Genomic DNA, 12,518 nt, shown 5'->3' with positions numbered 1-12,518 from the left:
TTAAATAAAATAAAAAAAGTAGAAATGAGTACTCCAATTATTGTTCAATACAAAGTAGAAGCACCCGTTGATGAGGTTTGGGAAGCACTAACTGATAAAGAGAAAATGAAATCGTGGTATTTTGATATATCAGATTTTGAATTGGAAACCGGAAAGCAATTTAATTTCTATGAACCGGGAGAAGCTAAAAAGTACCATCATCAAGGTAATGTTTTAGATTTTACGGCCAATGAAAAATTAAAGCATACCTGGTCTTATCCTGAATTTTCCGATGCAGAGACCATTGTTACATGGGAACTTCAGCCTGACGGAAAAGACACAATAGTTAAGCTCACTCACGATGATATCGATCATTTCAAAGAATTGGGTGAAGGGTTTTCTCGGGAAAGTTTTACAGAAGGATGGAATGCCATTATCGGACAAAGTCTGAAATTGTATCTAGAAGATAAATAATAAAAAACGCAAAGACGCAAATGAGTGTCTTTGCGTTTTACTTATAAATTAAAAGTTATGATAAAATATAATTCTTTACGTCCTATACTCTGGACACAAAACCTGGATGAAACCATCGGTTTTTACATTCACACTTTAAGTTTTACGTTGGTAGGAAGAAATGATGAATGGGAATGGGCAACGATTCGTAAAGATGATGTAGAGCTTATGCTTTCAAAACCTAATGACCATGAGAAGTTTAATGGAATAGGTTTTACAGGTTCATTTTACTTTAATGTAGACCATGTAGATGATCTTTGGGAAGAATTAAAAGATAAAACGGAAGTTTGTTACGAAATTGAAACCTTCGACTGGGATATGCGTGAATTTGCCATTTATGACAACAATGGATATATATTACAATTCGGTCAAGCTGTTGATGAAATTAGTACAACGGAATAAAATTTGCTATTTTTGGTGAAATATTTGGAAATTCAATGAAAAAAAATATAATAGCTGGTTTTGCAGCGATTTTAATGTTGGTGTCTTGTAACAATGATAAGAAGATATTGAATAGTTTAACTGATTATAACAATTCAATGGAAAGCAAAGGATATCATTTTGGTGATAAACTTGAGATTCCTAAAGATGTTGCAGATAATGCTGAAAGTATTACCATTAGTTTTGGAGATAAAGAAACTTCGAATTTAGTGATTGATCCTAAATTTTTCACATTAGGAGATAATGCGGTAACCTTCAATATCAAAACTAAAGGAGGTGAAACTTTGAATCAGGATGCAACGATCAATGTTTTTGCTAAGAATCCTGAGAAAAAGATCTCTTATCAGATTGTTGCAGAATATCCACATAATCCGGCCAATTTCGTTCAGGGGTTTCAGGTAGAAGGCAACACAATTTATGAGAGCGATGGGCAGAACGGGTCTTCACAAATTCTAAAATATACATTGGGAACCACAACTCCTCTTGCATCAACAAAACAGGCACAGGAAGATTTTTCTGAAGGAAGTACTATTGTTGGTGATAAAGTATATCAATTGACCTGGCAGAGCAAAAAAGGATATATCTATGATAAAAGCTCTTTAAAGCTTCTGTCGGAATTTGCATATCCTAATGTATTAGGAGAAGGATGGGGACTGACGTATGATGGAAAAAACCTTATCGCTTCTGATGGAAGTAAATTATTGTATTTCCTTGATCCTAAAGATCCTTCAAAATTAGTAAGATATATTGCTGTGGCAGGGAGTGCTCAGGCTTATGATCAGTTGAATGAATTGGAATATTATAATGGATTTATTTATGCGAATGTTTGGCAAAAGCCAATTGTTTTAAAAATTAATCCTGCCAATGGAGAAGTTGTTGGTACATTTGATTTTACAGATATCGCCAAGCAGAATACCAAAGGAAGTGATGATGTACTAAATGGCATCGCTTTTAAAGGTGAAAATATGTTGGTGACAGGAAAGAACTGGTCGAAGATTTATGAAGTTGCAATTAAATAATCAAAAGTAATTTTGTTTACATAAAATCGAAATAGCGCTCTTTTGGGGCGCTATTTTGATGAGATAGATAGCTATTATAAAAGAGTGAAATAAGCTAATGTATATTCTTAAAATTATAGGATGGGTCAATGAAATTAGTTGACCAAGTGATAAATTTTCCTATTTTTGAGAAAATATTAGAAATTCAGTGAAATTAAAGCTAGCTGCAACTTTTGCGTCAATCTTATTGTTAACATCTTGTAATAAAAACAAAAAGATCCTGGATACTTTAAGCGATTATAATAATTCGATGGAGCAAAGGGGCTATCATTTTGGTGATAAGCTGGAGATCCCTAAAGATGTTTCAGATAATGCAGAAAGTATTGCGATAAGTTTTGGAGATCATGAAACTTCAAATTTAACAATAGATCCTAAGTTTTTCACTTTAGGAGATAATGAGGTGAGTTTCATCATTAAAACAAAGGAAGGAGAAACATTAAATCAGGATGCTACGATCAATGTGTTTGCAAAGAATCCTGAGAAGCAAATTTCCTATGAAATCAAAGCAGAATACCCACACGATCCGAATAATTTTATTGAAGGGTTTACTCTGGAAGGGAGTACCGTTTATGAGAGTGCGGGACTTAAAAATACCTCGAAAATTCTAAAATATACATTAGGTGAAATGACACCTATTACTTTAACCAAACAACCCAATGATATTTTTTCTGAAGGTTGCGCCATTGCAGAAGATAAAATATTTCAGCTAACCTATCAAAACAGAAAAGGTTTCGTGTATGATAAAAACACCCTTAAACTTCTTTCTGAATTTCCACTACCAAGTGTAATTGGTGAGGGTTGGGGATTAACATACGACGGAAAAGATCTTATTGCAACCGACGGCTCAAAAAACCTCTATTTTTTAGATGTAAATGATCCTTCAAAGGTTTTGAAAACAATTCCTGTAGCGGGTAATGCTGAGGTTTATGAGCAGCTTAATGAATTAGAATACCATAATGGATTCATTTATTCAAACATTTGGCATAAGCCTATCATTTTAAAAATTAATCCTTTAAATGGCGAAGTGGTAGGAAAATTTGATTTCACAAAAATTACCACAGAAAATACTCAAAATAACAGTGAGCACGTTTTGAATGGAATTGCCTTTAAAGGAGAAAATATGTTAGTGACAGGAAAAAACTGGAATAAGATTTATGAAATTGCTATTAGATAAATTAAATGACAGGCAATTTTAACTTAAATAGAATAAAGTATGTAAATTGGTAGAGCTTCTCTGAAGCACTATAATTAGTAAAAGAACTTTGAAATTATTACCATTCATATTTGCTTTCATTTTCTGCTCATTTTCTGCGCAGAAAGCCGTGGCATTAGATACTTTAAAATTAAAGGAAGCAAAAGACCTCTTTGCTGACGATTATGGAAACCTCTATATCTATAAAAATAAAGACTTTAGTTTAACAAAATATGATTCTTTAGGAAAACAGATCGGGAAAATGATGCTTACTGTACCCTTTAAAATTCAAGGGGTTCAAAATCCATTAACTGTACCTTTGTTTTCGGAAAATGCACAGGAACTGAAATTTGTAGATCAGAACCTTAATGAAATCCAAAAAGTAGATTTTAAACAAAAATTTACTTTCATAAAAATAGCTTACGCAGAAGATCTTCAGCAGATATGGTTGTTGGATGAAAGTTCAAAACGTCTTATTCAATATAATTTCAGAAACGATACAACAATCAATTCTTATCCTTTTGATGCCAGTTTTGATGATCTGGTAGATCTTTTGGTCTATGAAAATAAGGTTTATATTCTTACAAGAAAGCACTTCCGGGTTTACAGTTTGAAATTTGAAAAGCTGGTTGAAATTCCTCTAGAAAATGGAAAACGCTTTAGAAGAGAAAATGAATATATTTTAATGATGACCAAGACAACAATTCTTAAGTATGTTCCTGAAAAAGGTTTGGTGAAGATTTTTGAAGATCCTGATGCGCAGATTGTGGATAAAAACACGCTTTCTTATTTTGCAATCAAAGCGAACAACCTTTATCTTTACAACCTCGAAAAAATTAAAGAAGCTAAACAGCAGGCCGATCCTGAACCTGAATCCAAAAAGACTGAAGAAGCCATCCAGAAATTGCCGGAGAAACCCGCTGAATCTGAGGATAAATCATTAGAAAAAGTTCAGGATAAGTTTATTAAAGATCAAACTGTAGAAAAAGCTGCAGACGATACTTTGAAGAAGCTTATTGAAGATTCTAAGGAAATTCAGACAGTTGGTATTTAGTTGTTTTTTCATGGTATCAATAAAACATAAGGGAAAATAGAATATGCACATTGCAGTTACAGGAAACATTGGAGCAGGTAAAACTACATTAACGACCATGCTTTCTAAGCATTACGGATGGGATGCACAATTTGAAGATGTAGACCATAATCCATATTTGGAAGATTTTTATGCGGATATGAGCAAATGGAGTTTTGCTTTACAGATCTACTTTTTAGGAAGCAGATTCCGCCAGGTAAAGGAGATAAGAGAAAGTGGAAAGAATATTATTCAGGATCGTACCATTTATGAAGATGCACATATTTTTGCAGAAAACTTAAATGATATGAATTTGCTTTCTGATAGGGATTTTACCAATTATCAGGCTGTTTTTAATCTCATGAAATCTTTTGTTTCAGCTCCGGATCTATTAATCTATCTGAAGTCTGATGTACCCAATCTGGTTAAAAAGATCTACAAAAGAGGACGGGAATATGAAGCTTCGATCAGTATTGAATATCTTTCAAAATTAAATCAGAAGTATGAAAAATGGATTTCCAATTATACGGAAGGGAAACTGTTGGTTATTGAAGTTGATGATTTAGATTTCGTGGAAAAACCTGAAGACTTTGGTTTTATCCTGGAAAAAATTGAAGCGGAACTGAATGGATTGTTTTAATTAACAATTATTTATTATCCGTTAAGATTTTTGTAACTTGATTTCTTACTAAATTTGTTATAGTACAAGTTTAATTTTTTAATATAATTAAATATGTTAGTTAAGGTTTTACATAATGGAAGTTGTTCAAAGTCAAATGCTGTTTTAGAGTATTTGGATGAGAATGGAGTGCCGTTTGAGATCATCAATATGGTGGAAGACCCGCTAAGTATTTTAGAATTAAAAACGGTTTTGAAGAAATTGAATCAAAGTGTGTTCCATTTGATCAGAAAGACCGAAAAATTGTATCAGGAAAAATTTGCGAGTAAAAATTATTCGGAAGACGAATGGTTAGAAATTTTATCTCAAAATCCTTCTTTAATACAAAGGCCTATTTTAATAAAAGGTTCAGTAGCCATGCTAGGAAGACCGATTGAAAATGTGAAGTTCTTTATAGAAAAATAATCAAAATACAATATACAATAAAAGTCAGCTTTATGCTGACTTTTTATTTTTACAATAGAATTACTCCTTCTATCCTTCCAACTTCTTTATAAATTTTTACGACCTGATCAGCATCCAATACAAAAGCATTGATATTACAAGCTGTATATTTTCCATTTTTACTTTCTCTATTACCAAGTGTAAATTTGATGCCATCAAAAACTCTATATATTTCTGTAAGCTTTGCCTGATCTGTAGGAATTATAAATTTAAATAAATAATCTTCCGGAAAGTCATGATGACCCTCTAATTTTTCCTTTAAAGAATTATAAAATTCTTCAGGATTTGCGTGTTGATTTCCTTGAAGTATGTCCATCTATCAATTTTAATTATATATAAATTTAACGAAATTTTTTCTATTTTCCAAGAGGTCCCAATAGAGCTTTAGAGTTCTGTACTTCGTAATCTTCAATGATATTAAATAAACCGTTAACCAGTTGTTCAGAGGCTAATTTACTCAGTCCGCCCGCATTTACAGTGTTGTTATTTCCACCTAAGAGATTCCCTAAAAAATTACTTCCTGCCAAAGCGGTATTAATGGTCTTAACGATACCATATTGATTTAATTTTTCATCCACTTTTGGAGCAATAGCTGCTACCAGTTGTTGAGAAGTCTTTTCTTTTAAAATCAAAGTTGCCGTACCCTTTTCACCTTGAATAATTCTGGTTACATCTTGGGCATTCAAACTATTGACTGCATTTTGCAGGATGGGTTTTGAAATATTCACCGTATAAGAAGCTGCCTCAGCAACATATTCTCTTTCTTTTGCAACCAATGAAGGAGCTACTTTCTCCAGCATAGTATTGATATCTCTCAATTCTTTAGGTAACGCTTTATCAACCATATTATTTTGTAGGAAAGCATCTTTATTACCATAAACGTTCATTCCTTTATCGATTCCGTTCAATAATAACCTTTTGATGATAGATAAGCCCAAGTCAGTTGTTGCAAGACTATTGCAAGACTGTAAAGAGGTCGTAATGACAGTTGCAGTTCCTGCTATTAAAGCTATTGCTAAAATGTATTTTTTCATTGATTTTTATTAATGGTTGTAATTTTCAAATATTGAGCCAAAGGTAAACAGGAAAATCTGTTTAACAAAATATTAAATTTATGATAGCGATTTGGGGAGTTATTTTGATAAAACCCTGTATTTATCATTGTAAATTTAATTGAAAACCAATTTGATTTTTAAAAATAATTCGTTAAAAAATGAAGTTTTCACATATGCTGTATGGTGTATCACACTAATTATAGAATTTTTATGATATGTTAACAATGTTTCATATATTTTTCTAATTTTGGTTAATGTCTTTTTTTGAGAAATACAATATTTATTTAATTAAAGACAGGTTGAAGGTTTAAAAACCGGTCTCGAAATTTGATTGTACGAAATAAAATTGAACTATATGAAACAAAGTGATTTAAAGTATTCATCACTCATTGCTGTGTTATACTTCGGTATGAACGTCAATGCGCAGGTGACGCCTAAGGATACTGTTACTAAAGAACAGAAGATCGAAGAGGTGGTTATGATTGGATATGGATCCCAGAAGAAAGAAAATATTACGGGAAGTATAGGGCTTGTGACGGCAAAAGATCTTGCCGATAAACCGAATGCTAACCCTATAAGTTCTATTCAGGGGAAATTATCCGGAGTTCAGATTTTGAATTCTGGAGCGCCAGGAGGATCTCCTAGAGTAGATATCAGAGGGATTAGTTCTTTAACAGGTAAAACTGTTTTTATTGTTGATGGAATGATTACAGATGATATCTCATTTTTGAGTCCCCAGGATATTGAATCAATGAGTGTGTTAAAAGATCCATCAAGTTTAGCGATCTACGGAGCAAGAGCATCAAATGGTGCGGTTATTATTAAAACTAAAAGTGGTAGAGGTAAGAAACCTGTCTTTAATTTTAATTCTTATTTAGGAATTAAGACGGTAACCAATATTCCTAAAATGGTTAACGCTGATCAGTATATCGAATTGTACAATGAAAAATTGATCAATGAAAATGTGAAAGATCCGGTATTCTTAAACAGATCTAATTATCCTGCGGATACTGATTGGTTTAAAGAAATTTTCAGAACCAGTATTATTAATTCTAACGATATTTCTGCATCCGGAAATTTAGGAAAATTGAATTACTACTTGAGTACAGGTTACTTGCAGGATGAAGGTAATTTAAATGCTGGACAGGGAATCAATTCAGGAAGTGGTTTTAACAGATTTAACTCGAAAGTTAATCTTACTTATAAAGTTACGGATAACATTACTATTGGAAATAACTTTACTTTTTCAAAAATGCGTACTGATCAGGCTCAGAATACGTTGCTAGATGCTTATTCTTCGCCACCTGTCTATGCTCCAATTAATCCTAGTACAGGAGACTATCAGTATTTTACCCTGGCTAAAATTCCAAATTCAAGAGCAAAATTAGATTTATACAGATCTCAAACTAGAGAAGAAAGATTACTGAATAATATCTGGGGAGAATATAAATTTTTAAAAGACTTTACTTTTAGAATTAGTTATAGTTCTGATAATATTAATTCGAATAAGTACGAATATACTCCTACATTTAATTATGTTCCTACAGCGGATCAAAAGCCACCAAAACTAATAACAAGAGATTCTAGAACGAGAAATTATATCTGGGATAATACATTAAGTTGGAAAAGAAGTTTTGGAAAGCATAATGTAGAAGTACTCGCAGGTTTTTCCAGGACCAGAAGCTCTTATGCTCAGGCATATGCTGATGCACTTAATGTTAGATATAATGGAAATAACAATTCTTTGAATATTGCGGATGGAACTGATATTGTAATGACAACTTACGATAAAGGTGACCGTAATGTAATCCCATATCAAGATAGAATAGAGTCCTTTTTTGGAAGGTTAAACTATGATTATGGTGGTAAATATTTATTGAATGCTTCTATTCGTAGAGATGGAACCTCCAAATATTCCAGCAACGACAGATACCGTGTATTTCCAGCTGTTAGCGCAGGATGGGTTATTTCCAAAGAAAGCTTTATGAGTGAGCAGAATGTTTTTAATCTTTTAAAACTAAGAGCGAGCTGGGGTAAATTAGGAAATCCAGATGTGCAAAGAGCTTACACACTTAATACATCAATTATTAATGGAGGGGCATATTATGGAAATAATGGTTCACCAGCACAAACCATAGATCAAATTATAGATCCGAATATTGGTTGGGAAACCACAACGGGTAGAGATCTAGGATTAGAAATGGCACTATTTAATAATAAGTTGAAAATTGATGCTACCTATTTTGATAAAGATACCAAAGACGTTGTTTATGGTATTGTTCAGGGAACAGTTTCAGGAGCTGCTAACTGGAATAACTATATTACGAATGCTTATTCTTTTAATAACAGAGGTTTCGAGGCTTCTGTAAACTATGATACTAAGATCAATGATAATATAAAAATTGGTGTCTATGGTAACATTACCACCTTAAAGAATGAGATTACTTCTGTTTTCAATGGATCTTACTTACAAACAGGAGCTAGTTTATATGGAAATTCTATTATCAGACTACAAGAAGGACAGGCCGTTGGTTCTTATTATGGTTACCAGGTAGAGGGTATTTTCCAAAGTCAGGCAGAAGCAGATGCATGGGCTACGCAAAATGGAGCAAAAGCAGGTGGATTTAAGTTTGCTGACATCGATGGAAACGGAGTTATTGATGCAAGGGACAAAACTTTCCTCGGAAGCCCTATTCCTAAAGGAACTTATGGATTTGGTGTTAATATGAATGTTTATGATTTTGATTTTGCCATTGATTTCCAAGGTGTATTTGGAAATAAAATATACAATTTCAATAGAGAACAACGATATGGAAATGAAAGTTGGGATCTAGATTTTTATAATAACAGATGGCATGGTGCCGGAACATCCAATGATTATCCTATGGCCACCAATGATCAGTCTATTATATTACCCAATAGTTTTTACGTAGAAGATGGAAGCTATATCAGAATTAGAAATATTCAGGTGGGATATAATTTACCAAAAACATTTACAAATTCGATGTCTATTACTAAGCTAAGATTGTATGTAAGCGCTCAAAACCCTTGGACAAGTTTCAAATATCATGGTTTTTCACCGGAAATCTTAAATACCGATAGAGTACAAATGGGTATTGATAATAATATCTATCCAATTTCGGCAATCTATACCATTGGTATGAACCTAACATTTTAATAAGAAACATTATGAAAAAGATATTTTTATCAATCGCTTTATTTTCACTTGTTATAAGCTGTAAAGACGATTATCTAGACATAAAACAGGAAGGTGTAAATGATGCGTCATCATTTTTTAAGACTCAAGATGATGCTTTACAAGCAACCAGTGCTATTTACAGTTTTCTAAGAAGCTGGGAAAATTCTGCTTTTCCTTATCAGTTTGTTTTCGGAGTTCCGGCAGATGATGTATTAAAAGGTTCTAATCCTGGAGATTCATCTTTCATTAATGTATATGATAATTTTACCTATACAGTGAGTGATGAAGGTGTAAGAGGATATTGGATCGGACAATGGCAGGCAGTGAACAGAACAAATCAGGTAATCACGAATGTCCCTGCAATACCAATGGACACTACTTTAAAAAATAGATTGATTGCTGAAGCTAAAATGTTAAGAGCATATTTCTATTTTAATTTAGTTAGAATTTATGGGGGTGTACCAATATATGATAAAGTGGAGACTGTATATGAGAAACCAAGAAATTCGGTAGAAGAAGTTTATAATTTTATTATTTCTGATCTTACTGCGGCGGCAGAAGTTCTTCCTCAAACGTATCCTGCTTCAGATCTTGGAAGAGTAACTAAAGGAGCTGCATTAGGATTGCTTTCTAAGGTCTATCTTTATAAAAAAGACTGGCAAAAAGCATATGAAACTTCTAACCAGGTAATTGCTATGGGTTATGACCTGGACCCGGATTTTAACCATTTATTCAGGCCTGCAGGTGAGTTTGGTAAAGAATCTGTGTTTGAAGTAAATTGTGGTTGTTCATCTCAGTACGGCGGAAGTCAATATGCAGAAGTTCAAGGGGTTAGAGATCAATTTGGATGGGGCTTTTTTACACCTTCCAATGCACTTGAAAATGCCTTTGAAGCAGGTGATATTAGAAAAGAACTGACGATACTTAGAAATGGTGAAACGACACCGGAAGGAGATTTAATTGCTATGGGAGATCCATTATCAGTTACAACCTACAATCAAAAAGTATATGTTCCTAAAGCTTTAAACAATAATGCTTGTGGGTACGGATCTATTCAGAATATCAGAATATTAAGATTTGCTGAAATACTATTGATCAACGCAGAAGCAGCGAATGAGTTGGGTAATACCGCTACGGCAACTACAAATCTTAATAAGGTAAGAACAAGAGCTTCTTTACCAGGAACTACTGCATCAGGTCAGGTTGCATTAAGAACGGCGATCTGGCATGAAAGAAGAGTAGAGCTGGCATTAGAAGGAGACCGATTTGTTGACTTAGTGAGAACAGGACAGGCTGCTACAGTTTTAGCACCTTATGGATTTAAAGCAGGGAAAAATGAAGTATTTCCTATCCCTTTAGATGCAATGGATCAAAGCCATGGAGCCTTTACTCAAAATCCAGGTTATTAATCTATTATTATATAAAATAGCCAAAGGTGACTTTGGCTATTTTTTTAATTAATCCTATGAAAATGTATATTTTATGAAGTTAGGAATTATTTCTATTCTTGCAGTTGCATCATTTTTTTCCTGTAATGCTCAGGTTCAGAATAAAGAACTTGTTAAAAAAGAAGCAGTAAAAAGTAATATTACGGATGAGCAGCTGATGGATAAAGTTCAGAAAGATGCTTTAAAGTATTTTTGGGAGTATGCAGAACCACATTCTATGTTGGGAAGGGAGCGCTACCATGAAGACGATATCTACCCGGATCATGATAAACATGTAGTGACTACAGGTGGATCAGGATTTGGTTTAGCTACTATATTAGTCGGAGTGGAAAGGGGTTTTGTTCCACGAAAAGAAGCGGTAAAAAGACTTTCCAATATGATGGATTTTTTAGCAAAAGCTGATCGTTATAAAGGAGCTTGGGCGCATTGGATCAATGGAGAAACTGGAAAGACTGTTCCTTTCGGTAAAAAGGATAATGGTGGAGATTTAGTAGAAACAGCGTTTTTAACTTCAGGAATTTTAATGGTTCGTGAATACTTTAAAAACGGAAATGCCGAAGAAAAAGCACTGGCTAAGAAATGCGATGAGTTATGGAAAGGAATTCAATGGAACTGGTATACCAAAGGTGGTGAAAAAGTATTGTACTGGCACTGGTCACCGGAGTATCAATGGGAAATGAATTTTCCACTGGAAGGCTATAACGAGTGTATGATCACTTATATCTTAGCTGCTTCATCACCCACTTATTCTATTGATGCCGAAACCTATTATAAAGGATGGACAAGAAATGGAACTTTCCTTTCGGACAAAACGAAGTATGGGCTTCCAATGTACGTAAAGCACAATTATGCGGAAGAATATGGTGGACCTTTGTTCTGGGCACATTATTCATATATCGGATTAGATCCGAGAGGTTTGTCTGATAAATTGATTAAAAACTATTTTGATCTAAATAAAAACCAGGTTCTTATCGACTATAAATACTGTGTTGAAAATCCAAAACAATGGAAAGGATATGGTCCAGATTATTGGGGACTTACAGCGAGCTATTCCAGAAATGAAGATGGAAGTACAGGGTATAATGCTCATTTTCCTCAGAATGATCATGGAATAATTTCTCCAACAGCCGCATTGAGTAGTTTTCCTTATTCACCGAAAGAATCAATGGATTTCTTGAAATTCATCTATACGCGAAAACCTGAATTTGTAGGATCAGCAGGGCCTTATGATGCAACATCGATCAATTATAACAATTGGTTTACACCAAGATATTTAGCAATAGATCAGGGAACAATTGCTCCAATGATAGAAAACTACAGAACTGGATTTTTATGGAAATTATTTATGAATGCTCCGGAAATTCAACAAGGACTTAAAAAATTAAGCTTCCAATCTACAAAATATGGGATTAAATAAATGTTATTTTCATCATGGAAA

12 protein-coding genes are annotated in these 12,518 nt (G+C 33.4%); 10 read left to right on the top strand and 2 right to left on the bottom strand.

From position 1 onward, the window contains the following. Positions 1–24: 24 nt before the first annotated feature. From J7E44_RS16715 to J7E44_RS16685, 7 genes are all read left to right on the top strand, one after another. Positions 25–453, top strand: a complete 429-nt coding sequence (locus J7E44_RS16715; RefSeq protein WP_214831549.1) for an SRPBCC family protein — start codon at positions 25–27, stop codon at positions 451–453. A gap of 57 nt (positions 454–510) precedes the next feature. Next, on the top strand, positions 511–894 hold the full coding sequence (locus tag J7E44_RS16710) for a VOC family protein (protein WP_214831548.1): 384 nt from the start codon (positions 511–513) through the stop codon (positions 892–894). 35 nt (positions 895–929) lie between these two features. Next, positions 930–1,952, top strand: coding sequence for a glutaminyl-peptide cyclotransferase (locus J7E44_RS16705; protein WP_214831547.1), 1,023 nt, complete (start codon positions 930–932; stop codon positions 1,950–1,952). A gap of 187 nt (positions 1,953–2,139) precedes the next feature. Beyond that, positions 2,140–3,165: a glutaminyl-peptide cyclotransferase gene (locus tag J7E44_RS16700; protein WP_353050503.1), complete on the top strand. Its 1,026-nt coding sequence runs from the start codon at positions 2,140–2,142 to the stop codon at positions 3,163–3,165. 88 nt (positions 3,166–3,253) lie between these two features. Beyond that, positions 3,254–4,237, top strand: a complete 984-nt coding sequence (locus J7E44_RS16695; RefSeq protein WP_214831546.1) for a hypothetical protein — start codon at positions 3,254–3,256, stop codon at positions 4,235–4,237. Between the two features lie 43 nt (positions 4,238–4,280). Continuing rightward, on the top strand, positions 4,281–4,895 hold the full coding sequence (locus J7E44_RS16690; RefSeq protein ID WP_214831545.1) for a deoxynucleoside kinase: 615 nt from the start codon (positions 4,281–4,283) through the stop codon (positions 4,893–4,895). Between the two features lie 93 nt (positions 4,896–4,988). After that, positions 4,989–5,339: an ArsC/Spx/MgsR family protein gene (locus J7E44_RS16685; protein ID WP_214831544.1), complete on the top strand. Its 351-nt coding sequence runs from the start codon at positions 4,989–4,991 to the stop codon at positions 5,337–5,339. A gap of 49 nt (positions 5,340–5,388) precedes the next feature. Here the strand turns inward: J7E44_RS16685 and J7E44_RS16680 are convergent, their stop codons facing one another. Then, complete coding sequence (locus tag J7E44_RS16680; protein ID WP_214831543.1) at positions 5,389–5,694, bottom strand: DUF493 family protein; 306 nt, start codon at positions 5,692–5,694, stop codon at positions 5,389–5,391. 40 nt (positions 5,695–5,734) lie between these two features. Next, a complete protein-coding gene (locus tag J7E44_RS16675; RefSeq protein ID WP_214831542.1) occupies positions 5,735–6,412 on the bottom strand; it encodes a DUF4197 family protein in 678 nt (225 codons plus the stop codon). Positions 6,413–6,788: 376 nt separating this feature from the next. Here J7E44_RS16675 and J7E44_RS16670 point away from each other — a divergent pair, with 376 nt between their 5' ends. The 3 genes from J7E44_RS16670 (at position 6,789) to J7E44_RS16660 (ending at position 12,497) form a co-directional block, all read left to right on the top strand. Then, complete coding sequence (locus tag J7E44_RS16670) at positions 6,789–9,611, top strand: SusC/RagA family TonB-linked outer membrane protein (RefSeq protein WP_214831541.1); 2,823 nt, start codon at positions 6,789–6,791, stop codon at positions 9,609–9,611. Positions 9,612–9,622: 11 nt separating this feature from the next. Further along, positions 9,623–11,041, top strand: coding sequence for a RagB/SusD family nutrient uptake outer membrane protein (locus tag J7E44_RS16665; RefSeq protein ID WP_214831540.1), 1,419 nt, complete (start codon positions 9,623–9,625; stop codon positions 11,039–11,041). A 73-nt stretch (positions 11,042–11,114) separates the two neighbouring features. Next, positions 11,115–12,497 carry a glucoamylase family protein gene (locus tag J7E44_RS16660; RefSeq protein ID WP_214831539.1) on the top strand — a complete coding sequence of 461 codons (1,383 nt, stop codon included), beginning with the start codon at positions 11,115–11,117 and terminating at the stop codon, positions 12,495–12,497. The last annotated feature ends 21 nt before the right edge of the window (positions 12,498–12,518 follow it).

The organism is Chryseobacterium sp. ISL-6 (assembly GCF_018613715.1).
Classification (GTDB): Bacteria; Bacteroidota; Bacteroidia; order Flavobacteriales; family Weeksellaceae; genus Chryseobacterium; species Chryseobacterium paludis.
Note: the sequence above shows the minus strand (reverse complement) of the source record. Positions and strands in the feature narration are given on the sequence as shown.

What these genes read in the sequence shown, in the direction of transcription:
- J7E44_RS16715 (WP_214831549.1), top strand. Translation starts at nt 25, where the DNA reads ATGAGTACTCCAATTATTGTTCAATACAAAGTAGAAGCACCCGTTGAT.
- J7E44_RS16710 (WP_214831548.1), top strand. Translation starts at nt 511, where the DNA reads ATGATAAAATATAATTCTTTACGTCCTATACTCTGGACACAAAACCTG.
- J7E44_RS16705 (WP_214831547.1), top strand. Translation starts at nt 930, where the DNA reads ATGAAAAAAAATATAATAGCTGGTTTTGCAGCGATTTTAATGTTGGTG.
- J7E44_RS16690 (WP_214831545.1), top strand. Translation starts at nt 4,281, where the DNA reads ATGCACATTGCAGTTACAGGAAACATTGGAGCAGGTAAAACTACATTA.
- J7E44_RS16685 (WP_214831544.1), top strand. Translation starts at nt 4,989, where the DNA reads ATGTTAGTTAAGGTTTTACATAATGGAAGTTGTTCAAAGTCAAATGCT.
- J7E44_RS16680 (WP_214831543.1), bottom strand. Translation starts at nt 5,694, where the DNA reads ATGGACATACTTCAAGGAAATCAACACGCAAATCCTGAAGAATTTTAT.
- J7E44_RS16675 (WP_214831542.1), bottom strand. Translation starts at nt 6,412, where the DNA reads ATGAAAAAATACATTTTAGCAATAGCTTTAATAGCAGGAACTGCAACT.
- J7E44_RS16670 (WP_214831541.1), top strand. Translation starts at nt 6,789, where the DNA reads ATGAAACAAAGTGATTTAAAGTATTCATCACTCATTGCTGTGTTATAC.
- J7E44_RS16665 (WP_214831540.1), top strand. Translation starts at nt 9,623, where the DNA reads ATGAAAAAGATATTTTTATCAATCGCTTTATTTTCACTTGTTATAAGC.
- J7E44_RS16660 (WP_214831539.1), top strand. Translation starts at nt 11,115, where the DNA reads ATGAAGTTAGGAATTATTTCTATTCTTGCAGTTGCATCATTTTTTTCC.